This is a genomic window from Sphingobacterium sp. UME9 (assembly GCF_014170215.1).
GTDB lineage: Bacteria > Bacteroidota > Bacteroidia > Sphingobacteriales > Sphingobacteriaceae > Sphingobacterium > Sphingobacterium paramultivorum.
The window spans coordinates 460,753-486,223 of the sequence record NZ_LZZP01000005.1 but is presented as its reverse complement, the minus strand read 5'-3'; the positions used below and the strand labels follow the sequence as shown (position 1 = coordinate 486,223).

Sequence of the window (25,471 nt, the reverse complement as noted above, 5' to 3'; positions counted from 1 at the left end):
ATCTTGTCGGTTAATGGCGAGAGAAATTGGGCGGATTAACCATCAGGATGTCAAATGGGTAAATAATTATTGTTTATGTCTTTAATTATATTGCATATAAAAAGCAATTTATCTAAGTTTGAGGTGAAAAGAAAAAGGAAATATGATTAAAAACCTATTTAGAATTACTGCTGTTACGTTTGCACTAACAACAGCAGGGGGTGCTTTGTTTGCCCAAAACACCAAATTTGATTGGAAAGAAGCATCTGAGGGGGGGTACACCTACAAGTACGTAACCAACGACCCTACACATTCACGGTTTTATAAGCTAAAAAATGGCTTAACTGTGATTTTGAGTCCGACCAAAAAAGAACCACGTATTCAAACTTACATTGCAACAAAGGCGGGGAGCAAAACAGATCCAAAAGATCACACCGGTTTGGCTCATTACCTGGAGCATATGTTGTTCAAAGGAACTGATAAATTTGGCTCTAAAGACTGGGCAAAGGAGAAACCTTTGTTAGATCAGATTGATGCGCTCTATGAGAAATACAATGGTACAACAGACGAAACCGAACGGAAAGCAATCTATAAGGAAATCGATAAAGTATCTGGAGAAGCTGCGAAATATGCTATTGCGAATGAGTATGATAAATTGATGGCATCAATGGGAGCGGAAGGTACCAATGCTTTCACTTCATTTGAGCAGACTGTTTATCAGGAGCAAATTCCTAGTAATGTAATGGATAAGTATCTTGCTGTACAGGCAGAACGATTTAGATATCCGGTATTGCGTCTGTTCCATACTGAGCTGGAAGCTGTGTATGAAGAGAAAAATATCAGCTTGGATAAAGATAATCGTAAGGCTGTGGAGTCGATGTTTTCAGCAGCGTTTCCCAATAATAATTACGGAAAGCAGACGACAATTGGTACTGTAGAGCACCTTAAAAATCCGTCTTTGAAAGCGATTCGTGAATATTTTCATACCTATTATGTCCCTAATAATATGGGGGTTATTATGTCGGGGGATTTTGATCCTACCGAGGTGGTGAAAAAGGTGGATAAGACTTTTGCTTTTATGCAGGCGAAAGAAGTTCCGGCCTATACTTTTGATGCGGAGAAACCAATTTTAACTCCTGTTGTCCGCGAGGTTAAAGGTCCGGATGCCGAATTTATGTTAATGGGATTCCGTTTTCCTGGCGCTGCGACAAAGGATGCCCGTATGCTCAATTTGATGAGTCAGATCTTGACAAATGGTTCTGCTGGTCTGATTGATCTGGATTTGGTGAAGAATCAAAAATTATTAGGTGCAGGTGCTTTTCCGTATGTGTTAAAAGACTACTCTTTGCTCCTGTTGCAGGGTAATCCTGGTCAGGGACAGAGCTTGGAAGAGGTACAACAGCTGCTGTTGCAAGAATTGGCGAAATTGAGAAAAGGTGAATTCTCGGATGATTTGATTACAGCCATTGTCAACAATGCGAAGAAAGACGAAATCAAACAGAATGAAAGCTATGGTGACCGAGCTGAATCATTGATGGATGCCTTTACTTCGGGCCAGGATTGGGCGTCTGTTGTGGGATATTCGGATGAATTGAATAAAATCACCAAGCAAGATGTGGTGGATTTTGCTAACAAATACTTGAATGATAATAATTACGTCGTTATTTATAAACGTAAGGGTGTTGATAGTAATGTTGTTAAAGTTGTTAAACCTGAGATTACTCCTGTAACGGTGAATCGTGACGACCAGTCTGAGTTCTTGAAGCGGGTTGAAGCAATGCCAGAGGATAAAATCCAGCCGGTATGGGTAGATTATAACAAAGATATTCAGAAAGCTACTGCAAACGGTTTGCCAGTACTTGCTGTAAAGAACTCAGATAATGAACTGTTTTCGCTGTCTTATCGTTTTGATGGTGGAAAATGGAGCAATAAGTTACTTTCATTGGCTGCGGGTTACCTTGAATTTTTGGGTACAAAAGATAAGTCTAGTGAGCAATTCAGCAAGGATTTTTATCAATTGGCTTCTGATTTTTCGGTGTCTGCAGGAAATGAGGAAACCATGGTGTCGATTTCAGGTTTGAATTCCAACTTTACGGCTACATTGAACTTGATTCAGGATTTATTGCGTAATTGTGTTGCTGATCCGGAGGCTTTCAAAATGTATATTGCCCGTCTTAAAAAAGCGAGAGCAAATGCGAAAGAAAACAAGGGCGCTATCATGGAGGGTCTAAAATCTTATGCTAAATACGGCGCTAAAAATCCGTTTAATAATGTGTTTACAGATGCGGAATTGGATGCTTTAAAAGCGGAGGATTTGGTGAAGGCATTGCACGATTTGGCTAATATGAAACATACGATGCTTTATTTTGGCCCATTAACTGCCTCGGAATTTGTAGCGAAAGCGAAGCCTTTGAAACAAGGTGCTGGAGAGTATGTTCAGGCGAAAAAGGCGGTCGTGTTTGCAGAATTGCCAACAAGCAAGAACCAGGTCCTTTTTGCTAATTTCGATATGAAGCAGGCTGAAGTGTTTTGGTATAGAAGTTCAGGAATATACAACAGTGCTTTGACACCGACTGTTTCATTGTTTAATAATTACTTTGGTGGCGGAATGGGAAGTATTGTCTTCCAGACTATCCGTGAATCAAAAGCATTGGCTTATTCAACTTATGCTTATTATGGACAACCTTATAAAAAGGAAAACCATTATACAGTAGGCGCTTACATTGGGACGCAGGCGGATAAGTTTAACGATGCGATTAAAGGCATGAACGAACTATTGGATGTATTGCCTGAAAGTGCTAAAGGGCTGGATATTGCGAAAGTAAGTCTGGAAAAATCAATTGCCAGTGAGCGTGTGTTGAATGCTTCTATTTTAGGTAGTTATCTGGCGGCACAACGTTTGGGGAATGCAACTGATATTCGCAAAGTTGTCTATGAGCAAGCGCCAAAATTAACTTATGGCGATCTAAATACTTTCCACAAGAAAGAAATGAGTCAAAAGCCGTACGTTTACTGTATTGTAGCGAAGGAAGAAAGTCTTAAGCCAGAAGATCTTGCAAAATTGGGCGAGGTTAAAAAGCTGGATCTTAAAGAGATCTTCGGCTATTAGATCCAGAATTGCTTGTCTTAAGAATTAGATTAGCTTATGAAATTAAAGAAGCCTCCGGTGTTTGCCGGAGGCTTCTTTCGTGTCAGGTTTTGTGATGCCCTTTGTTTTTTTTCTTATTTCACGCTACGCAATCCTTGTTTCACTGTTCACGGGGAGGATTAATTTTAGGGTGAATTCGTTATCGTGGCTACTCAAGCTAGTGTATTAAAACCGGATAATCTCCTCAATCTGTTCGTTGATGAATTGCAGCGTATCTTCTTTGAATAACTGCCCGTCGTCATTCAGTTCGTTCTGAACATTGGGTAGAAAGATCTTGAGGGGAAGCACGTGCATTCTTAAGTAGTGGCATATGCCAGTCAGATGATCGATGCCGCGGAGGTTGCCATAGCGTCCTGAAGACAGTCCGACCAATGCAACTTTCTTGTGATAAAAGCTGATCGGAAAAGTGCAGCAATCGATAAAAAGCTTGAGCGCTCCTGGTATACTTCCGTTGTATTCTGGTGCGATGAAAATAAACAGTTCCGCTTTACTGACCTTTTCTTGGATAGGTTCAAATGCTGTACTTCTTTTTCCATAAAGATCTGTTTCTAAAATGTTTGCTGGCAGATCTTCCAGCGAAAAGATGTCACTTTCAATTGACTTACGATCAAGTAATTGCTGGTAGCACTTTGCTATTTTTAACGTCTTACTATTGGGACGGTTTGTTCCGGATATTATTAAAATCATTGTGTTGTTGATACTTATAAAAAGCGCAGTTTCAAAGTGGATACATATCTTGATTTTTTGTATCTTAGCATCCTGAGGATATGTGCTTTCGATCAATCAAAAGTACGAAATATGCTGAATTTGTTTTGTTAATTTGAATTACGGATAAAAAATTTGGCAAATTGATCTTCAAAGAAGTGAAATGTGGAATAAAATGACATTTTAATTAAGAAAGGTTTTCATTCAAGATGGGAAAAGTAATTGCAATCGCAAATCAAAAGGGTGGGGTCGGAAAAACCACAACGTCAATTAATTTGGCGGCTAGTTTGGCGGTTTTAGAATATAAAACATTGTTGGTCGATGCAGATCCCCAAGCAAACTCTACTTCTGGGATTGGCTTTGACCCTCGTACAATCAGCGCAAGTGTATACGAATGTTTAGTGAATGATTTGGATCCTCGTGAGGCTATTCAGTCAACAGAAACACCAAATTTGGATCTTTTACCGGCTCATATTGATTTGGTTGGGGCAGAAATTGAGATGATCAATATGCACGAAAGGGAGTACAAGATGAAAAAAATCTTGGATCAGGTGAAACAGGATTATGATTTTATTATCATCGATTGTTCGCCTTCCTTAGGCTTAATTACAATCAATGCACTATCTGCTTCGGACTCAGTCATCATTCCGGTACAGTGCGAATACTTTGCCCTAGAAGGACTTGGTAAGTTGTTGAACACAATTAAAATAGTTCAAAACCGTTTAAATACAAGTTTGGAGATCGAAGGGATTTTGTTGACCATGTATGATGTTCGTTTAAGATTGTCAAATCAGGTGGTCGAGGAAGTGAAAACACATTTCACAGATTTAGTTTTTGATACGATTATTCAGCGAAATACCCGTTTGAGCGAAGCTCCAAGCTTTGGAATTTCTGTTATCATGCATGATGCGTCCTGTAAAGGGGCAATCAACTATTTGAACTTGGCGCGAGAGATTTTACAAAAAAACGGGCATCTTAATGAAATGAATAAAACAGTAACCGCATAATATGGCAGCACATCAGCGTAAAACAGGACTGGGAAGAGGCTTAGGTGCGCTATTAAACGATAGTGTAGAAGTTCCTGCTAAAAGTAATCAGCAAGTGGAAGAAGCTCCTCTAGTTACATCAACTGCTGTAAAAACAACAAAAGAGAATGGCAGTATCAGCCATGTTCGTGTAGAAGAAATATCTGTCAACCCTTTTCAGCCGCGTACAGAATTTGATCCGGTTGCCTTACAGGAGTTATCGGAATCGATTATTTTACAAGGATTAATTCAGCCGATTACCGTACGTAAAATTTCGGACGGTAATTATCAGTTGATCTCCGGAGAGCGACGTCTCCGTGCTTCACGCCTGGCCGGTATTACCGAAATTCCAGCGTATATCCGTACCGCCAACGACCAGCAGATGCTGGAAATGGCCCTGATTGAGAATATTCAGCGGGAGAACCTAAATGCGATTGAAGTAGCCTTGAGCTTTCAGCGCATGATTGAGGAATGTAATCTAAAACAGGAAGAATTGGGTGAGCGTGTCAGCAAAAACCGTTCTACTGTTACAAATTATCTCCGTTTATTAAAACTCCCACCTGTCATTCAAGCGGCAATACGCGATGGCGCATTGACCATGGGACATGCTCGTGCTTTGATTAATATTCCGGAGGTTGATAAGCAGCTTTATATCTTTAAGTTGATTATTGATCAAGGTTTATCCGTTCGTAAGGCGGAGGAGTTGGTTCGTGAGTTACAAAAAGGTGGTAAGAAAAAAGCTGGAAAAGATAATGCTCCGATGTCTTTTCAATTGCAGAAAATTGAAGATGATCTGGCGTCGAAATTTTCTTCTCGCGTCAAATTGAATCTGAAGAGCACAAAAGGAAAAGGAGCAATTGAGATCCCTTTTGAATCGGAAGATGATTTAAGTCGCATTCTTGAATTGTTAGATTGGTAATATGGCCAAGTTAATAAGCTTGATATTTGCGGTGTTTGCACTGTCGGTGGTACATGGACAGACTGTGGATACAATTCCTAAGAAACAAATAGCACCAGTCAAAATAGATAGCATAAAACAAAAATCGGTACAGGATACCGTAAAGAAAGAGTCTCGGAAGGAACGTAAAAAACGGGAGAAGGAGGAGGCTAAGGCGAAAGAGAAGGTTGTGTTTAAGGATTCGACACGCTTGGCTATTGAAGCAAAAAATAAACAGGCTTGGAAACGCTCTTTGGTCCTTCCAGGCTGGGGACAATACACCAACGGTGGCGTTTGGTGGATAAAAGTGCCTGCAATCTATGGTGGCTTAATAACAACCGTACTAGTTTTTGATTTTAATAACCGTTATTATAAGGAACTACTGGGGGTATTACAAGACAAAGCTCTTGGTAAGCCAATTGATCCTTATTACATCGGAATCTCAGACCAATCTATCATCCGAGCAAAAGATAATGCGCGGCGAAATCGAGATCTCATGGTGCTGCTTACCTTAGGTGTTTATGGCCTGAATGTCGCAGAGGCTTATATTGACTCGATGCTTAAATATCGCTGGAGTATTGGTGACGATAAGCCCAAAAAGACTGCTTTCTTAATTGGACCTACTTTAATGGATGCGAGTCTCGCGTCGGGAACTTATTCATTTAAACCTACTGTAGGACTTAAATTGACCATGAAATTCAATTAAATCCCGTATTCCTAAAATGATATTTCGATTGGAAATGATTGTTGATCCGGGTTTATCTAATTTGTCTTTTAGTGAATATTGCATATACACTGCTAGTTTAGATTGATGTTTGTGGTTTTTAAACATGGGTATTTCATTGGAATTTTTTAATTTTAAAAATAAACTATACTTTTTTTTCTAAATATATGAACATCATTCTCTTGGGATATGGCAAAATGGGGCAGATTATCGAAAGATACGCGCTGAAAAGAGGCCATCAAATTTTTTTAGTTGTCGATGAACATAATCGTCCTAACCTGACTGCTGATGATATCAAAGGAGCTGATGTCGCAATAGACTTTAGTGTACCTTTCGCGGCACTGGATAATATGAATCTTTGCCTTGAGGCAGGTGTGCCTATTGTCGTCGGAACAACCGGTTGGTATGATCAACTGGAGGAAGTTAAGGCGAAGTGTTTGGAGGCTGATGGTTCCATTTTGTATGGATCTAACTTTTCCATCGGAGTGAACGTGTTCTTCCATATCAATAGGATGTTGGCGAAGGCCCTACAACCATACAAACAATATGATGTTCAGGTAGAGGAGATACATCACATTCATAAACTTGATGCACCAAGTGGTACAGCAATTACGATTGCTGAGGGGATATTGGATAATAGCGATGTGAAAACCACCTGGGTGAATACTGTTATTGGTGATCAGGATGAAATTATTCCAAAACCACAGGAGCTTTTAATTGAAAGCCATCGTATCGAAGAGGTTCCGGGAACACATACGGTACTTTATAGTTCCGAGGTTGACCAAATAGAGTTTAAGCATACCGCACATAGCCGTGATGGATTTGCTTTAGGAGCTGTAGTTGCTGCTGAATGGTTGAATGGCAAAAGAGGTTTCTATCAGGTTACTGAAATTTTTGATTTTAATAAATAGTACTAATTAGTAGATTATGGGCTTAATTATATTTGCGGTTTTAACAGCAATATCGGGATATGGATTGTGGCAATTGTTTGTTAAAGCTGGCAGAAATGGCTGGGAAGCGATCGTGCCTTTTTATAGCCAGTATATTCAGGCAAAATTGACGGGAAGACCTACATGGTGGGTGATTCTATTACTAGTTCCAATTGTCAATGTCTTTGTTTTCTATAATCTTTATCTTGATTTTATCCATTGTTTTGGAAAACGCCGGTTTTGGGAGAATGCTGCTGCAGTTTTAGTGCCTTTTATTGTTCTGCCAATGTGGGCAAAGGACAATAATGTGCGTTTTTTGAATGGCTTATATGCTAAAAATTTAAAGGCTGCGAGCCAAGATGGTGTTGAATTGACAGCGGAGAAGCGTGCCGAAATTGCACTTGAATCTTATAAAGATTATAAAATTAAATATCCGTACAAGAAATCCATGGTACGCGAATGGGCAGATGCCATCGTATTTGCAACTGTGGCAGCGTCGCTTATTCGTGGCTTTCTGATCGAGGCTTATATGATTCCTACAGGATCTATGGAGCGCACCTTGTTGATCGGGGATTTCTTATTTGTAAGCAAGTTAAATTATGGACCGCGTGTTCCCAACACGCCGATTGCGTTTCCTTTTGCACATCATACGATGCCTATCACTGGAGGAAAAGCGTATTCTGAATTAATTGAACTACCCTATAAACGTTTGCCAGGATTTCAAAAGATTGAACGTAATGATGTCGTTGTTTTCAATTTTCCTGCAGGTGACACTGTTGCGCTTGAAAACCAAAATTCAAGTTATTATGATCTTGTTCGCGCATATGGTTGGCAGACCGTCAATTCTCAGTTTACAATCCAGGCAAGACCTATTGATAAAAGGGAGAACTATATTAAACGCTGTGTTGGATTGCCTGGCGATAAAATTTTCATGAAAGATGCTAAACTCTTTGTGAACGATCAACCGGGATTTGATCCTCCTGAAAGCCAATTGGACTATCTCGTATTAACGGATGGTACCCCATTAAATATGGATAGGTTACGAGAGTTGAGAATAGAAGCGGTCGGTGGGGATCAGCAGCCTGGTGTTTATCAGTTGTTCATGACAAAAGATGAACTAGCCATTGTAAAATCTTGGTCGAATGTCAAAGAAATCAGAAGAAATCCGGGTGGAGAAGGAGCTTATCCGTATGATCCACAATACAAATGGAATTTTGACAATTTTGGACCTATTTTAATCCCGAAGAAAGGATGGACAGTGGCATTAAATGCACAGACTCTGCCCATTTATGAAAGAGCTATCCGTGTTTACGAAAATAACAAGTTGGAAAAACGTTCGGATGGAGTCTATATCAATGATGTGAAAGCAGACCATTATACTTTTAAAATGGATTACTTTTGGATGATGGGTGATAATCGCCATAATTCTTTGGATTCAAGGGGCTGGGGATTTGTTCCAGAGGATCATGTTGTCGGAAAGGCCTTATTTACTTGGATGAGCTGGGACGACATTGGTACCGGACTTTCGAAAATTCGCTGGAACCGTATCTTTAAAGGAATTCATTAATAATTGCAAGTTCAGCAATAGTACCGCTATTTGTGGGGTAATAAAAAGGGCTTTCGTTTAAGAAAGCCCTTTTTCTATTTATGTCTTTTGTGCAATTCGCTAGGTCACAATAAGCTTATTTATAAAGTTCGCGCTCTTCGCCGAACATGCTATTACTTCAAACAAGCTAGATAACGTTTGATCGTTTCTTCTAGTCCTAAGTATAGAGCATCAGCGATGAGGGCATGGCCTATGCTTACTTCCAGGAGTTCGGGGATATGTTGGTTGAAATATTGCAGATTGTTGAGATCTAAGTCATGGCCTGCATTTAGACCTAAACCGACTTCACGTGCTTTTAAGGCTGCTTTGAAATAAGGTTTTATAGCGAGTTCGCTGTCAAAGCCATATTCCGTGGCAAATCCTTCGGTGTAAAGCTCAATGCGATCTGTTCCGGTTTCTGCCGCTGCCTCTACCATTTCTTCGACCGGATCAACAAAGATAGAAACGCGTATACCTGCATCTTTGAACAATTTGCACATATCTTGCAGGTAGGCTTTGTTCTTAATGGTATCCCAGCCATGATTCGAGGTCAATTGTCCTTCGGTATCTGGCACTAAGGTTACTTGTGCTGGTTTATTGGCCAATACGAGGTCAATAAATTTCTGTTCCTGGCAATTTCCTTCAATATTGAGTTCGGTCTGAATTTCTGCTTTTAAGTCAAAGACATCCTGATATCGAATATGTCTTTCATCAGGTCTCGGGTGGACAGTGATACCCTGTGCTCCAAAACGTTCACAGGCTAATGCCGCAGATACTAGATTAGGGTTATTGCCACCTCTAGAATTTCTGAGCGTTGCGATTTTATTGATATTTACTGAAAGTCTAGTCATTTTCCTGTATGTTATGTTGTAAAAATACAAATAATATCTATTTTTTTTTAACTTGCATATATGGATGGAATCGACTATAGCCTGTTTAGCGGCTTTCGCCTATTGGACGTTATTGATATCATATTGGTAGCGATTATTATCTACTATATCTATAGTTTGATTAGAGGGACCATTGCCGTTAATATCCTGATTGGCGTAGCACTGTTTTATGGTGTTTACATAGTCGTTAAGCAGATGCATATGCGCTTGCTGACCGAAATATTCGGCGGTTTTATATCTGTAGGGTCCATCGCATTGATTGTCGTGTTCCAACAGGAAATCAGGCGGTTCTTACTGCACGTTGGGAAGAATATATCCATGAAGCGGAAAAAGGTTTTTTGGTCGTTTATCGGGAATAAGAAGGCTATACAAAAGGATTTGACGGAGGATATAAAACCCGTTATTGAAGCCTGTAGAAGCATGTCGCGTACACGGACAGGCGCTTTATTGGTTTTTTCAAAATATTTTGATGAGGAGTATTACCAGAGTAGCGGTGAGTATATCGATGCTCATATTTCGAAGCGTTTGATTGAAAGTATCTTTCATAAAAATAGCCCTTTGCATGATGGTGCAGTCGTTATTGTTGATTTTAAGATTATGACAGCATCTTGTGTGCTACCATTGTCGGATAGTGAGGATTTGCCGCTGCAATTCGGACTACGGCATCGTGCCGCTATTGGGGTGACGGAAATCTCGGATGCGATTGCTGTTATTGTCTCTGAAGAGACAGGTGAAATATCTTTTGCGAAGGATGGAAACGTCAATATGAACGTTTCACCAGAAGAACTTGAGCAATTGCTAAAAGACGAGCTATAAAACTAAAAGCCGAGTTATAAAAAAGGCCTTAAATGCAATGCCTCCAAAAAGTGAGATACTTTCTGGGGGCATTTTTTAGCTATAAATACCTATTTCTTTGCAGCGTTGATAACTTGTGTGTTCAATTTGATGTATTCACTATTTTTATCTGCTGTGGCAACTTCAAGACCTTTCGTTGCAGTTTCTATTGCACCTTTTTTATCGCCAGCTTTTAATTGAGCTTTTGCTTTCCAATAAAGAACGTGAGCAGCTTTAGGTTGAGCTTTGGCAGCTTCGTCATACCAGTTTAGCGCTTTATTTAGATCTAAGTTATTACTAAAGTAATATTGGGCTGCGGCAAAATAAGGTTTTTTCTCGCCCTTCATAGCTTCGTCGATCGAAGCTAATATTTTAGCCTGTTGATTGACTTTGAGATCAACCTTTACTGACGTTTTTTCCCAAGCCAAACTCAATACAGCACCTGTAGGCGTAACATTGTCGAAAGAAATGCTGAAAGTTTCTACTGGATTTGCCAGGGTATGAGGTTTTACATTGAAGCGTAAAGCATCTTCACTTTGTTTATAGGTATAGGCGCCCCATTGTTTTGTGTTTTTACTGATGATGATGGTCCACTCTGATTTGTTCGGGATCGTGAAAAGAGCATAGGTTCCGGCGGAAAGCTTATGTCCATTCAGCTCAACATCACCTTCAAAGGTTAATGTGGTATTTGTATTTGCACCTGTGCGCCATACTTCGTTGTAAGGAACAAGATCACCAAAAATCTTACGACCGTTCATGCTAGGTCTGCTGTAATTAAGGGTTACGTTTTCAATACCTAATCCTTGTGTAACTGTCTGTGAGCTACTTGCTGCAGGTAGTTTTAACTGAGCAAAAGATTCGTTGGCCGTAAACATCATTGTTGCGGCAATGGCAATTGCAAAAAGATTCTTTTTCATCTGTATTATTGTTTGTTTTGTTGTATGCTTAATCCTGTGGTTCAATATGCTCTTGATATGCATTTGATCATGCTTTCCATTTCTCCTGTTGAAAAAACAGAAAATCTGATTATAGTATGGCTGTAATATTTAATGGCTCTTACAGCATCTATCTCCTAAAAATAGGAAGAATTTTAAGAAAAAAAGGCATCTATTTTTAGATGCCTTTTTTTCTTAAAATATAAGATGGATTTACATTAATTCGTTTTTCCAACTTTATGACCTACTATAGAGAAAAACATAATGTATAGATAGCCCGGAATCATTGCATATAAGAATGCGTGTTGAAAATCAATATGTAAATGATCTTTTAACAATCCGTAGATCAAAGGCCATATAGCACCACCTGCAATACCCATAATCATGATGGCTGACCCTGTTTTCGTGAACTTTCCGAGGCCTTTAATTCCTAGCGGGAAGATAGCTGGCCACATGAGGGAGTTAGCGATTCCTAACAAGGCAACGAATATAAATGAAGTTGTACCAGTCGTAAAAACAGAAATAATGGTGAATGTGATGCCAATGATTGTGCAAATGCGCAGGGCCATTTGTTGTGATACAAATCTTGGAATAGAAATAATACCAATAATATAACCGATCAACATACAAGCGAGTGTAAATGCTGTTGCATAGGTTGTAAAGAAGGGATCAACTTTCAGTTCGCGTGCATAGACGCCAATGATATCTCCCGCCATAACTTCAACAGCTACACAGAAGAAAATTGCCAAAGCTCCCAAGAACAAATGCGGATATTGAAATATCGATGTTTTCTTTGCTGCCACAGTTCCGCTTTCTGCGCTGGTTTCTTCTTCGGCATCCATATCGACCTCAGGCAGGTGTGTGAACTTTAAGAATATTGCGAAGGCAACGAATATAATTGCTAGCGAGATGTATGGAGTATGTACGCGTTGAAGAAGATCATCTAAGATCGCATTCTTTTGGACAAGATCCGTTGTTGCTTCTAATTTTGCTGTTACCTTTTGAGCATCTTTTAAAAAGAGTGTTCCGAAAAGGATAGGTACAATAATACCGGCCGATTTATTGAAAAAACCAGCAATTGAGATGCGTTGTGCGGCACTATCAATGGGGCCAATAATACTTAAGTAAGGGTTAACGGCTGTTTGTAACAATGCCATTCCTGAACCTTGGATGAAGATTCCTGTTAAAAATAGGCCGTAGCTTCTATTATCTGCCGCAGGAATAAAGATCAAAGATCCTAAACCTAATATAATAAGACTGACAACTAAACCATTTTGGAAACCAATTTTTTTAATGATGACTGAGCTTGGAAGTGCTAGGAAAAAATAAGCAATATAGGAAGCAAAGGTTACGAAGAAAGCTTGTAAATCTGTTTCGAGGTTACAAGCAATTTTTAAGAATGGAATTAAGGTTCCGTTTGCCCAGGTAATAAAACCGAGGATAAAAAATAAACCACAGCAGATGGCCATAGGGCGAAAAGCTGTTTTACCAACGTTAGGATTAGTGGTCATGTTTTGTTTTATTATATTTAGTTAAGTTATCGTTCGAGGATTGGTAAATCAGTAGGAATAAGGAATGAACAAACGATTGCGCTTCATAATTACTGATTTTTAAAGTATCCATCCTACAAGACTACTTAAATTTCTTGAATATCGGAAATAAATAAAGGCATATTTTTGGGGGATTTTGATAATTAATTGACAAAAAAAAGAAGGATAAATTGTGAAATTTATCCTTCTTTGCTTATAAATATTGTCGAATTGTAATTGGAACGAGGTGATAAATCGAGTTAGCAAGAGTCGTATAGTTATCGTTATTTTGGAACGATAGCTACTGTAAGTCTTGAGATACAATTTAATTTGTTGAAGCGATCGTACATTTTTATTTCCCAAATATGTGTGGATCGACCAATGTGTATTGGGCTACATTTTGCTGTTATTACGCCGCTACTTACCGGGCGTATATGATTGGCATTTACTTCAAGTCCAACTCCGCGGTATTTTTCTGGATCAACCACGAGGTTAGATGCTATACTTCCCAAGGATTCCGCCAGAACGACAGAAGCGCCGCCATGTAAAATACCATGTGGCTGTTTGACTTTATCTGTCACCGGCATGGTCGCAGTGATGGAGTTGTCATCAATTTCTGTCGCTTGAATCTCGAGCAGACCCGATAGGTATTTGTTGAAAAATACGTTTATTTCCTCAATGCTGTAATGCTGAAACCAAATTTTTGACATCGTCTGAGTTTAAATAACGTTCTTGGATAATGATGCGATGATGATTGAGGTGGCCCGCAATGACATACAAGAGCGCTTTTACACTTGTTAGCCGTTCAGATGCCATCCCTTTACGTTCTAATTCAGCCTCATTAAAACTATTGAAAAGCATCATGTTCGCTTTGCGGAGAAAAGTAAATTCTTTGCTCAGGCTTTCTAAGGTGCGATCGTTGTAACGAGAATACTGAATGAGGTAGTCTTGATCGTATCCGGCTAGCTCTTTAAGGTCGTTACGTGAAAAACGCAATGCTCGGTAAGCCATGATACGCTCATTATCGATGACGTGGCCAACAACTTCTTTGATTGTCCACTTATCTTCGGCGTATTTAAAATTACCTCTTTCCTCTGGTATCGTGTCCAGAAATGCTGGAAAGGAGAGCGTTTGTTCTTCTAGTGCATCAAACACGTTATCGACGACAGTCTCAATATAAGGCGCGTAGACTGCTGGATATTCGTCAGATTTGAGTGGCTTCATATTTTAAATTGCTTTTTAAGATTATTCGAAATGTTGTTCCTTTACCTACTTCAGATTCTTTTACAAAAATTTGCCCTTGGTGGTACCGCACCATTCTTTTTGTCAGACTAAGGCCAAGCCCCCAACCTCTTTTCCGAGTTGTGAACCCTGGCTGGAAAACAGATTCAAAATTTGATCTCGGAATTCCTTTGCCCGTATCACTAATGTCTATAAAAATTTCTTCTTTCGCAATATTTTCTGAAATATTAACAGTTATCTTTCCTTCTGTGCCAATGGCGTTTACTCCGTTTTTCAATAAATTTTCGATAATCCAATCAAAGAGTGGAATATTAAGCTGTGCTTCGAGATGTGTGTCGCCTTTTAATTCGAAAGCAATTTTATTACTGGTTCGTACGCGAAAATAATCCATGTAATTTTTGATGACATCATACAGGTTATGGTTAGTCAGCACGGGAGTAGATCCTATTTTCGAAAAGCGATCAGCGACGATTTCAAGTCGCTTAATGTCATTTTCCATTTCATTTAGGGTGTCATCTTCTTCGGCATCGAATTTTATGCGAATCAATTCCAACCAACCCATCAACGACGAAATAGGGGTGCCTAACTGATGTGCGGCTTCTTTCGTGAGCCCTACCCAAACGAGATTTTGTTCGGATTTCCGGATAGAATTGAAAACGGTATAAGCAATAATGAGAAAGAGTGCAATCAGCGATAGTTGCACATAAGGAAACACCCTTAACTGTTGTAAAAACCATGAATCTTTATAATACACACGCCATTTTTGTCCATTTTCCAATTCCAACGTAATGGGCGGATGGCTTTTCTTCATAAATGCAAGCTGTTTTTGGAAATAGGCCGGGTCATAATCGAGATGCTTTGTAACACTGTCGTTGTGTCCGGGTTTAATATTTGTCTTTGTGGAATCGAGGTTGCGCCAGAAAATAATGTCTTCCTTGTCGTCAGTAATAATTGCGGGTAAATTTAGACTATCTCTTACGGCGTAAATAAATGTAATGAATTCATCATCAACGTCGGGCATGGTCATGATATTTTTGGTACTCATGGCCCATACCTCAGCCTTCGAACGTTCGGCATGTGCAAGATTTCGAACGAGGTAATTGGTATAAACCAGCGAGGCGACAGCAATGACTGCGGCAAAGATAAGCAAGATAAATTTCCAGCGTTGCTGGGTAATCTGAGAGGGTTTCATGATTCCGTATTCGTGTCCTTCATTTGCAAATTACTGAATAAATGTCTGTTTTCTGCACTTTTATTTCATTGAAGAAGTTATGGTGCCGCCCAAATCAAAAATTTTGTGGTAATTTTGCGACATGAGTTCAGAAAGAAAAGTAAGAGTGCGTTTTGCACCAAGCCCGACAGGTGGTCTTCACCTTGGTGGGGTACGTACAGCTTTGTTTAATTTTCTCTATGCGCGTCAGCATCAGGGAGATTTTATTTTACGTGTCGAGGATACGGACCAAACTCGTTTTGTCCCAGGTGCTGAGGAATATATCAACGAATGCTTAGCATGGTGTGGTTTGACTCCAGATGAAAGCCCATTAAAAGGAGGCGAGTACGGACCTTACCGTCAAAGTGAGCGAAAACCATCTTACCGGAAATATGCTGAACAGCTGATCGAGAATGGTTATGCTTACTATGCTTTTGACACAGCAGAGGAGCTGGATGAGCAGCGTAAGTTGCAGCCTAATTTTCGCTATAGCCACGAGAACAGACTTCAATTACGTAATTCATTGAGTTTGTCTGAGGCTGAAACTCAACAATTATTGGATGCGGGCACTCCGCACACCATCCGTATAAAGATTCCAACAGATGAAACGGTATTATTCACTGATATGATCCGTGGAAAGGTTGCTTTTGATACAAATCTTGTCGATGATAAGGTATTGCTTAAGGCAGATGGGATGCCGACTTATCACCTCGCTGTTGTTGTAGATGATAAGGCCATGGAAATATCGCATGTATTCCGTGGTGAAGAGTGGTTGCCTTCGGCACCCATCCACATCTTATTGTGGGAATACCTCGGTTGGGGAGATAGCATGCCAGGCTGGGCGCACCTTCCGTTGATTCTTAAACCAGATGGAAACGGTAAACTAAGCAAGCGTGACGGCGATCGTTTGGGTTTCCCTGTTTATGCTATGAACTGGACCGATGCTAAATCTGGCGATACAACAAAAGGATTCCGTGAGATGGGCTTCTTACCCGAGGCTTTTGTCAATATGCTCGGCGTGTTAGGTTGGAATGATGGCACTGAACAGGAGCTTTTCTCCTTAGATGAATTGATTCAAAAATTTGGTGTTGACCGTATCAGTAAAGCCGGTGCGAAATTTGATTTTGAAAAAGCAAAATGGTTCAACCATGAATGGATTAAACGCACGTCGACAGAATCCTTGTTGCCACAGATCAAAACAGTATTGGAACATCATCAAGTAGATGCCAATGAAGCTTACGTGAGCAGGGTATTGGATGCTGTGAAAGAGCGTTTAACTTTTGTTGAGGACTTTTGGAGTCAGGCGTCTTTCTTCTTTTTGCAACCTGCGGAATATGATTTGAATGCTGTAAAGCCTAAGTGGTCTGCTGAAAAAACAGCATTTTTTGAGGGTATAAACCAATCATTCGAAGGATTTGATACGTGGAAAGCTGCTGAATTGGAACCTTTCTTCAAAGATGCGATTCAGGCATCGGGAATGAAAATGGGCGAACTGATGATGCCATTCCGGATTATGTTGGTAGGCGGTAAATTTGGACCAGATGTCTTTCAGATTGTTGAATTGCTCGGCAAAAACGAGGTAATATCACGTGTGAAAAAAGCACTTAAAGAATTCGATGCTTAAATAGATTAAGTACGAGATACCGAAAAGGGGTTGTCTGCATTGATTTGCAAACAGCCCCTTTTTTGAAAGAACCTGTTTAGTTGATTCGTATTGTTTTTATTAAGGCATCAATGAGCTCGTGATACTCGGTTTATTAGGCAAAAGGAATCTCCGGTTCGCTTTCATTGCTGTTGCTGCTTGCGAAAGCATGAAAGTTGTATATAGGAGATTTAGCTGCCTCGTTTACAAGTATGGCATCCTTAGGCGCATGAAAAGTGTTTTGGCTGGGCCGAATAAAAATATTAGCCCTGTTATCAGTATTCCCAGGATTCCCAGATAAGTAAATATCTCCATGTTACTGATTAGTGAAGCTTGCTGACTTAGGGTTCCCGAAATACTTTTGCTTGCAATACGACCTGCTATCTGATCGCCATATATTCCGGTATATTTCTCCATTAATGTATTCCAATAGTTTATTGTCAGTGGGTTGCTTGTATTCAGTGTCTGTTCGAGTTGAATATAATGCTTTTGATTTAGTGTATAGCTGGCATTTTGAATAAGTGCAAATCCGACATTGGTACTCCAAAACCGAACGGTTGTGCCCATGAGGCCTGCATTGCCAGCATGATGGGATTCTACACCTGTCAAAATATAAATAACCAGTGGTGTAAAAAGCCATCCTTGTCCGATTCCTTGAATAAACAAAGGAAGACCGATTGCCCAGATTGTGGTATCAGGGTAAAATGTGGGTACAAATAGAAAACATGAAGTCGCCAATATCAAAAAGCCAAAACCAAAGATATATTTAGGGGATACATCGCGCAGGAGTAAGAAACCTGAACTGCCAACACCCAGTATTGTACCAAGCACATTGATGTACTGTACATCAACAATATAATGCCAGGGCCACTTCCATACGGTAGCCATCACTGTGTATACATTATTGAGACAGCTGCGAATAATATAAAAGAGAAAAAACAGTATAACACCAAAGATCACATTTTTGTATCTGAGGATCTCAAAATGAAAAAGCGGTCTTTTGACCATCCGCTGTTTAATGATGAAAAGTGCTCCGAAAATAAGGAAAAGTGCGAAGTTAATGGTGATCGTGGAGCATTCAAACCAATAGTATTTGCGACCATAAATTAAAACGTAGGCCCCGCAGCTCAATGATATCAATAAAAATAGACAGCTGGCCAGATCCAGTTGATAGAGTGGGAACTTTTTACCCAAGCGATTATTGTTGAGTAACAGCAAGGCTATTGCAATCACTATCAAATGCCAATAGAGCACGACATGGATCATATCTTGCCATCCATAGTCCATTATGCTTTCTTTGAGTAAGGATGTCGTCAAAGTTGATCCTGTAAGCATAAAGGTATACAGGAAAAAATAGGCGATCGTTCGGCTTTTGTTATGCTTAATCTGCATCATAAGCAGCGGAAGAAAGCATGCCCCTTCCAGTACACAGAAAATACCTTCGATCACGCGGAGAATACCAATAAGGAAAGGGTCTCTTGTAAGTGAAATACCGAGTAGAATCAGGATGGAGAGGCTACAGGTCAAGAGTATGTATGTCCTTACCCTAAAAAACGAGAACAGCCGTTGAAATATAAGTAAGGTAACGACAATGGCACCATACATCAAGGATAGAAAATACTGAATATCCTCAGCTTCAATGTCCAGTGCCGAAGCGGTAAATGCTGTATTGGAATGGAAGAGCGACATTAACATGAGGTGTGGAAACATCGCTACTATCATAAGCGGAAGTTTTATCCATTCGGGCACCCAGCTGTAGTATAAAGATTTGTTCGTACTCATGGGCGATTAGGATTGATGGGCAGCATGGATAACGACATTCATACCGGCACGTAATTTCTTCAGATCCTGTTTTGGATCAAATACAATTTTAATGGGAATTCGTTGCTCAATCTTTACGAAATTTCCGGTTGCATTGTCTTGTGGTATCACGGCAAATTTGGAACCTGATGCCGGAGAAAATGAGTGAATTTTTCCTTTAAAACTGAGTTTGGGAAAAGCGTCTACCTGTATAGTAACTATAGTGCCTTCTGCAAGATTTTCGAGTTGAGTTTCCCTAAAGTTAGCGTTGATCCATTTCTCTTCACTAATGACATTGGCAAGTGTCTGACCTTCCTTTACATATTGTCCTGCTTGGATGGTTCGTTTTCCAACGAAGCCATCATAAGGTGCTGTAACTACGGTGTACGAAAGAAAAAGCTGTGCATTTGTTTTTGCAGCCTTTTTGATATTGATATTGGCTCTTGCCGGTAACTCGCTTGCTTTTTCTTTGTAGGTGTTTAGTTGAGCTGAATTATATTCTTCGGTTGTGGTGTGCAATTGTGCCAATGCTATATCATATGCTGCTTTGGCATTATCGTACTGTTGTTTGGTCGCAGCCTCTGCTTCAAATAAATTCTTGAATCGATTGTAATCCTGTTCGGTCTGCCATACACTTACTTTTGCAGCTTCTAATCTTGCCTTTTGAACGGAAATGCTATTGGCTGTGGCATTGGCTGTTTTGCTGATTACCTCAACATTGCTCTGGCTACTTTGGAGTTCGGCATTCGCCATATCAACCTTGGTTTGATACTCACTGGCATCTATAATTAATAAAGTGTCGCCCCGATGTACATATTGGTTTTCCTCAAATCGTACCTCCTTGATAAAACCAGAGACTCTACTGGCAATAGGTGTCAAGTATTGATCGATTTGTGCGTCATTTGTTGTTACATATTGATTGGTAAAAATGAGGTGCCTGACTAAGACGCCAATACCGGTCAATAATAATAGGCTGGCAAATATGACGAGCATTTTATTAAATCCTTTTGTTTTGTCTTTTTTATCTTCTTTATTCATTATTGTTTTGATTGCGCGATTTTAATAGCCTGCTTTATGTGCTTATAGTGTGTCAACACAGGCTAACTGTATAATTTTAGCATCAACTAAATTTGCAGTTGAGTTTTTTTATTTAATCCTATGTTGTAGGGGACTTTTAAAAATTTAATTAAAGCCCGTTGTGCCAGTATTCAGTTCCGCTTATGATGTACTCGGAGTAGCAATTTTTCTGTTTTTGCATTTTACTTAAATTTGAATCCTTGGAATATCGATCAGCTCATCCGAATGCTTGAGAATATGGCCGTACAAAGATACTGTGGGATGGAAATGTTTTGTTTTGTATAGTCGGACGGATATTTGTTCGTTTGCGCCATATTGTAGAAAAAGTGTAATTTTAGATTATGGAAGAGGAAAAACTTGCAGCTATCGATGCTGACCGATATGACTTTTATGTAGACCACATGTATGTCGATCGTATCGATTCTCGCGAGTACAAACATAAAAAGGCGCGTCTGATCTATGCTGACGGTGGTATTATTCATGTGTTTACAACAACAAAGCACTGGTATTTGCCAGCAAGGTTTTATATGTGGATTCCGGCAAATACAACTTATCATCTGGAGAGCACAAGCTCTCGTATCCCGCTATATAGTTTTTATTTCAAGCAGCAGCAGCATATGCCGTCTGTACTTTCAACGCCGAATATATTTCTTAGTAATGATCTGGTACGTGAAATGTTTTTATTTGCTCAGGATTGGAGCGGAGGGGTTAGCAAAACGGCTGATTATTCAAAATACTGTCTCTTGCGTGCGATGATGGCGATTATTCCGGATACGAGTTCACCAATAGATGCTTTTCCGATGCAACATCCCTATCCTAAAAGTGAAAAGCTCAGGAGTGTGGCTAGATATCTGAACAGTAACATTGATCAGGCCTATACCATTGAACAGATTGCGGCGCAATTCGGGATGAGCAGCCGCTCATTGTCACGTTTGTTTAAAGAAGATATGGGGATTAGTTATATCCGGTTTTTAAGAGCCATACGAATTGCTAAAGCTCTGGAACTGATGTCCGAGAATAGCTACTCCATTCTAGAAATAGCTATGCGAGTGGGATACAACGAGCTGTCTTCTTTTAGCAATATTTTTACGCGTGTAACGGGTATCCGTCCATCGATATATATGGCGAAGATTAATGGATATAAAGAGTAATGTTTTTATTTAGGCCAAAAGTTCATGCAGATCTTCCTGTGATAGTGACTTGATAAAGCTTTCTTCTGTCGTGATCAGGCTTTGTGCAATCGATTTCTTTTTATTCTGTAAAGCTAATATCTTTTCTTCGACGGTATCTTTACTGATAAATTTATAGATAAACACGTTGCGCGTTTGACCGATGCGGTGTGAACGGTCTACAGCCTGTTGTTCCACAGCTGGATTCCACCACGGATCCAGAATAAAAACATAGTCGGCTTCAATCAGATTGAGTCCCACCCCACCTGCTTTTATCGATATAAGGAATAACTTGGTATCGTTGTTTTTACGAAATTGGCTTACGGCTTCATCCCGATTCTTTGTGCCGCCATCCAGGTAGGCATAATTTGTACCTTTATTATCGAAATACTGACGGAAGATATTGAGCTGTTTTACGAACTGGGAGAAAATCAGTACTTTGTTGCCTCTTTGCATGACCATCTCAAGTGTTTCAATTACAGCTTCGAACTTGCCGGAATCACCCGAGAATTTCTCATCCACCATTCTGGGATGATTGGCCAATTGTCGGAGCTTTGTCAAGCCTTGCAACAGCGCAATTTGCGTAGATTTAGGCTTGCTGTCCAATTGTCCGTCAAGAATTGCATTGCGATATTCAGATTTGACTTTTTCGTACAACTCGGATTGTTTTTCCGTCATTTCACAATAAAGGACCTGTTCAGTTTTTGGCGGTAATTCTGTTGCCACCTGATCTTTCGTACGTCTTAATATAAATGGTTTGACAATCGCTTGAAGACGCTGTGCTTTTTCTTCATCTTTTTTCTTTTCTATGGGCTGTACAAATTCCTTTTGAAAATAGGTATAACTGCCTAGTAGTCCTGGATTGGTGAAGTGCATCTGTGCCCAAAGATCCGAAACGGAATTTTCTACAGGAGTTCCACTCAAAGCCAATTTGTTTTTGCTTTTTAGGCTTTTGATGGCTTTAAAAGATTTGGAAGTTGGGTTTTTGATATTCTGGCTCTCATCGAGGATAATGTAATTAAAATAAAAGCCACTCAAGGTTTCTTCGTCAATACGGGCAATCCCGTAGGTGGTAATTACCAGATCATATTTGGCGAAAAGTGAGGCATCTTTAATGCGGTTGTTTCCGGTATGAAGGTGAATATTAAGCTGTGGAGCAAATTGCTGTGCTTCTTTTTGCCAGTTGTATACCAATGATGTTGGTAAAACCAAAAGTGAGGTACGGATATCCTGTTCGTCTTGGAGTTGTTCTTTTTGCTGTTGCAATAGGGCTAAAGTCTGTATGGTTTTACCCAAACCCATATCATCCGCAAGACAGCCACCAAATTTATACTGCTTCAAAAAATTAAACCAATTGTATCCTGCTTTTTGGTATGGGCGAAGATTTCCCTTGAAATGTTTTGGTTCGGGAATATCAGCAATTTCTTCAAAGTTGGCTAGCTTCTGTAGTTTTCGCGTAAATACCAGCTGTGTATGCTCACTAATTTCAAAGAGTAGACCAATATGTACCTTATTTAGTTTGAGCTCATGCCGATCTGCAGAAAATTGGAAGAGATGATTGTATTTTGCAAACCATTCTTCCGGAATCATGGCAATTTCTCCATTCGGTAAGGTAAATTCCTTAATGTTATTAAGAATATGGTTGCGCAGCTGGATAAATGGAATCTCATAGGGTCCAAATTTTGCGATAGCACTTATATCAAACCAATCATTGTCTTCATCAATGGAGATATCTAAGGAGGTATGACCTATGAAGAAGCGTTTTTCTTCACTATTTTGTATAATGTGGAATCCAAGTTTCTCAAGTTGTTCTTGATGGTTGTTCATCCAGTCAAATACTGAAAGCCGTTTCCCAGTATGGGTAGTTGGCGTTAATAAACCGAGTTGGGGGTCAACATCCTGTAGGCCCAATTTTTTTAAGCTTTCATTTTGTTGTTCTTCCCATTGCAAAGAGCGTTTGACACGGTGGAATATATAATGGTCATCTTCCACATTATATTCCATACGAACAGTAACTTTATTCTCGGCTCCCGCGGTAAAGGTATGCGGTCCGTACTTGAATTGCAGTTGTAATTGCGACGCTCCATCTTCGATATAAATCAAATGGAGGAGCGGAATTGCTTGGTGCTGGTGGGTTTGAATTTCAAATCCTTCGGCATAGACATGATAGCGTTCAATCAGTCCACATACAAAGGTCTCGAAATATTTTTTTTCAGTGCTTCTACCGACAGAAATGTAACGTTTATTTAGGAAAGGGCTGAGCTTCTTGCCCTCAAGAGCCTGATCGAAATAATATAGGGTATTGTTTAAAAGTAACCATGCTTGTACATTGGTCAAGACAATGGCATTTTTGAACATGAACTCCAGACGCTGATTTTCGTATTTGATTGTCGGGAAATAACGTGTTTCTTCTTCGTTTCGTCGAAAATGAAATAGAACCGATGCCGCAGAGGTTGCCAATTTAATTTCTTGATCTGCTGGATAACCATCTTTGCTCATCATGAAAAGCGGTTTGTCTCCAACAGCTTCAAAAAATTGAATCATTTTTTCATCAATTTTAGGACGAAGAAGCTCATATAGCTTTTTATCGAAAACTTTGGAAAAGAAATCGACAGGTCTAATTGCTTTTTTGTAGTATTTTTTGATGAGGTGAGTTTGTTCGATTTCATCGAGCAATCGAATTAGTTTATAATCTAATTCATCCAATTCAGCGGCGTAAGCATCGACAGTATTGCTAAATATACGTTGATAGCGTAGTGAGTAAGTCCCATTGGGATTGAGTTTGACCATGTGTGGCTCAATAAGATAGCCAAGATAGGGGTGCTCACATATAGAATAAACGATTTTATATACTGGAAATGACTTTGACTGTTGCATTAAAAATAGCGGACCTTATAAATAAAGGTATCTAATATACAATAAAATATACCATTAATCGCAATTTGCGCGTTGAAATTTTAAAAATCGGTTACTGGGGATTGCTTAGCGTTTGGTTAAAATCTAATACCTAACTACATGAAGAGCGTTGTACTCAAATATACGTGAACACCAAGGGTAGCAGGCGATATTCCAATCTTGATTTTCTTGGATGGAAAATTTGGATTGCAATTAACCTTGATCGCTATAGGAGTAAAAATCTAATAGTTCCCTTCAAAGACAAACTGTGCCGGGCCTTTTAAGAACACCTCTGTGAAATGCTTGCCCTGCTTATGGAAGGAGATATAAAGCTGTCCTCCCAATACTCGGATAGGAATATTGATATCACCTTCTAAATTTTGCTGCAAGGCGACAGCCATGGCCGCAGCAGTTGCTCCAGTGCCGCAGGCATAGGTTTCATCTTCAACACCGCGCTCAAATGTACGGAGGAAATAACCATCTCCTTCAGCTTCAATGAAATTTACATTGATGCCTTCTTTTCCATAAGTAGCGTTATTGCGAATTGCGTAGCCATCTTGGAAGACATTTTTATCCTGCAGATTTTTTACGAACTCAACATAATGTGGAGAACCGGTTTGTAACAGATAGGCTTCTCCATCACGGGCAAAATCTGTTACATCGATCATCTGGAGATTGACAAGGTCTGCTGATAAAGAGGCATGGTGTATGCCGTCTACTGCCAAAAAGACAGTTTTGTCAGTGATAATGCCTAAGTCGTGTGCAAAAGCGACGATACAACGGCCCCCATTACCACACATGCTGCCTTCTCTGCCGTCGGCATTATAATAAATCATCTCAAAATCGTAATTTTCTCTGGTTTGTAAGAGCATTAGACCATCGGCACCAATGCCAAACCTGCGGTTACAGAGCTTTTCTACCAATGCTTCATCTGCGCGGTCAAATGCATTGTCGCGATTGTCTACTAAAATGAAGTCATTGCCTGCTCCCTGATATTTTGAAAATCTTACTTTTGATGCCATTACGTTGATTTGTAGTAACAAAAGTACGTTTTTTTGTTACAAAAAAACGGAGAAAAGTTAAGATTTGTTAAAATGATTGCATTTGTCTAGTAATTAACATTTTTTAACGTGTCGGATTTTCCGAAGGCTTCGAAATGGTATTACATTTGAACATATCCGAATAAAATCGGTAATTTTAAGAGCAAAAATTATCA

General features: G+C 39.6%; 20 protein-coding genes. 9 read left to right on the top strand and 11 right to left on the bottom strand.

All coding sequences use genetic code 11. The annotated features are described in order from the left end of the window. Window positions 1-142: 142 nt before the first annotated feature. Complete coding sequence (locus A9970_RS10560; protein ID WP_182982238.1) at window positions 143-3,088, top strand: pitrilysin family protein; 2,946 nt, start codon at window positions 143-145, stop codon at window positions 3,086-3,088. Between the two features lie 204 nt (window positions 3,089-3,292). On the opposite strand, the gene A9970_RS10555 is transcribed toward A9970_RS10560, so the two are convergent. Next, complete coding sequence (locus tag A9970_RS10555) at window positions 3,293-3,814, bottom strand: NADPH-dependent FMN reductase (RefSeq protein ID WP_159727449.1); 522 nt, start codon at window positions 3,812-3,814, stop codon at window positions 3,293-3,295. 227 nt (window positions 3,815-4,041) lie between these two features. Between A9970_RS10555 and A9970_RS10550 the strand changes: the two genes are divergently transcribed. From A9970_RS10550 to lepB, 5 genes are all read left to right on the top strand, one after another. Further along, the gene (locus A9970_RS10550) at window positions 4,042-4,839 is read left to right on the top strand and encodes a ParA family protein (RefSeq protein WP_070561294.1); all 798 of its coding nucleotides are present in this window, start codon (window positions 4,042-4,044) and stop codon (window positions 4,837-4,839) included. Window position 4,840: 1 nt separating this feature from the next. Further along, window positions 4,841-5,776, top strand: a complete 936-nt coding sequence (locus tag A9970_RS10545) for a ParB/RepB/Spo0J family partition protein (RefSeq protein WP_153844366.1) — start codon at window positions 4,841-4,843, stop codon at window positions 5,774-5,776. A gap of 1 nt (window position 5,777) precedes the next feature. After that, a complete protein-coding gene (locus tag A9970_RS10540) occupies window positions 5,778-6,500 on the top strand; it encodes a DUF5683 domain-containing protein (protein ID WP_120335101.1) in 723 nt (240 codons plus the stop codon). 185 nt (window positions 6,501-6,685) lie between these two features. Then, entirely contained in the window at window positions 6,686-7,429 is a 744-nt protein-coding gene (gene dapB / locus A9970_RS10535; protein ID WP_153844365.1) for a 4-hydroxy-tetrahydrodipicolinate reductase, read from the top strand. A gap of 16 nt (window positions 7,430-7,445) precedes the next feature. After that, window positions 7,446-9,014 carry a signal peptidase I gene (lepB, locus tag A9970_RS10530; RefSeq protein ID WP_182982237.1) on the top strand — a complete coding sequence of 523 codons (1,569 nt, stop codon included), beginning with the start codon at window positions 7,446-7,448 and terminating at the stop codon, window positions 9,012-9,014. A gap of 152 nt (window positions 9,015-9,166) precedes the next feature. Here the strand turns inward: lepB and A9970_RS10525 are convergent, their stop codons facing one another. Then, a complete protein-coding gene (locus A9970_RS10525; protein WP_159727442.1) occupies window positions 9,167-9,883 on the bottom strand; it encodes a pyridoxine 5'-phosphate synthase in 717 nt (238 codons plus the stop codon). Between the two features lie 60 nt (window positions 9,884-9,943). Between A9970_RS10525 and cdaA the strand changes: the two genes are divergently transcribed. After that, window positions 9,944-10,738 carry a diadenylate cyclase CdaA gene (gene cdaA, locus A9970_RS10520; protein WP_182330648.1) on the top strand — a complete coding sequence of 265 codons (795 nt, stop codon included), beginning with the start codon at window positions 9,944-9,946 and terminating at the stop codon, window positions 10,736-10,738. Between the two features lie 89 nt (window positions 10,739-10,827). On the opposite strand, the gene A9970_RS10515 is transcribed toward cdaA, so the two are convergent. The 5 genes from A9970_RS10515 to A9970_RS10495 form a co-directional block, all read right to left on the bottom strand. Beyond that, entirely contained in the window at window positions 10,828-11,673 is an 846-nt protein-coding gene (locus tag A9970_RS10515; RefSeq protein WP_182982236.1) for a DUF2911 domain-containing protein, read from the bottom strand. Between the two features lie 236 nt (window positions 11,674-11,909). Then, on the bottom strand, window positions 11,910-13,202 hold the full coding sequence (gluP, locus tag A9970_RS10510) for a glucose/galactose MFS transporter (RefSeq protein ID WP_182982235.1): 1,293 nt from the start codon (window positions 13,200-13,202) through the stop codon (window positions 11,910-11,912). 302 nt (window positions 13,203-13,504) lie between these two features. Continuing rightward, the gene (locus A9970_RS10505) at window positions 13,505-13,930 is read right to left on the bottom strand and encodes a hotdog fold thioesterase (protein WP_046673622.1); all 426 of its coding nucleotides are present in this window, start codon (window positions 13,928-13,930) and stop codon (window positions 13,505-13,507) included. Then, window positions 13,896-14,444: a DinB family protein gene (locus A9970_RS10500; RefSeq protein WP_153844360.1), complete on the bottom strand. Its 549-nt coding sequence runs from the start codon at window positions 14,442-14,444 to the stop codon at window positions 13,896-13,898. The genes A9970_RS10505 and A9970_RS10500 overlap by 35 nt, the downstream gene beginning before the upstream one ends. Then, window positions 14,425-15,654, bottom strand: coding sequence for a HAMP domain-containing sensor histidine kinase (locus A9970_RS10495; RefSeq protein ID WP_153844359.1), 1,230 nt, complete (start codon window positions 15,652-15,654; stop codon window positions 14,425-14,427). Before A9970_RS10495 ends, A9970_RS10500 begins: the two co-directional genes overlap by 20 nt. A 121-nt stretch (window positions 15,655-15,775) precedes the next feature. Here A9970_RS10495 and gltX point away from each other — a divergent pair, with 121 nt between their 5' ends. Next, entirely contained in the window at window positions 15,776-17,296 is a 1,521-nt protein-coding gene (gltX, locus tag A9970_RS10490) for a glutamate--tRNA ligase (RefSeq protein ID WP_182982234.1), read from the top strand. A 222-nt stretch (window positions 17,297-17,518) separates the two neighbouring features. Here the strand turns inward: gltX and A9970_RS10485 are convergent, their stop codons facing one another. Both A9970_RS10485 and A9970_RS10480 read right to left on the bottom strand, forming a co-directional pair. Then, window positions 17,519-19,096: an MFS transporter gene (locus tag A9970_RS10485; protein ID WP_182982233.1), complete on the bottom strand. Its 1,578-nt coding sequence runs from the start codon at window positions 19,094-19,096 to the stop codon at window positions 17,519-17,521. 6 nt (window positions 19,097-19,102) lie between these two features. Continuing rightward, on the bottom strand, window positions 19,103-20,152 hold the full coding sequence (locus A9970_RS10480; protein ID WP_182982232.1) for an HlyD family secretion protein: 1,050 nt from the start codon (window positions 20,150-20,152) through the stop codon (window positions 19,103-19,105). Window positions 20,153-20,532: 380 nt separating this feature from the next. Between A9970_RS10480 and A9970_RS10475 the strand changes: the two genes are divergently transcribed. Next, window positions 20,533-21,342: an AraC family transcriptional regulator gene (locus A9970_RS10475; RefSeq protein ID WP_159727434.1), complete on the top strand. Its 810-nt coding sequence runs from the start codon at window positions 20,533-20,535 to the stop codon at window positions 21,340-21,342. A gap of 9 nt (window positions 21,343-21,351) precedes the next feature. Here the strand turns inward: A9970_RS10475 and A9970_RS10470 are convergent, their stop codons facing one another. Together A9970_RS10470 and dapF are read right to left on the bottom strand one after the other, a co-directional pair. Beyond that, window positions 21,352-24,237: a DEAD/DEAH box helicase gene (locus A9970_RS10470; RefSeq protein WP_182982231.1), complete on the bottom strand. Its 2,886-nt coding sequence runs from the start codon at window positions 24,235-24,237 to the stop codon at window positions 21,352-21,354. 260 nt (window positions 24,238-24,497) lie between these two features. Continuing rightward, window positions 24,498-25,277 (bottom strand): diaminopimelate epimerase, encoded by a 780-nt coding sequence (dapF, locus tag A9970_RS10465; RefSeq protein ID WP_182982230.1) that lies wholly within the window; start codon window positions 25,275-25,277, stop codon window positions 24,498-24,500. Window positions 25,278-25,471 lie beyond the last annotated feature (194 nt).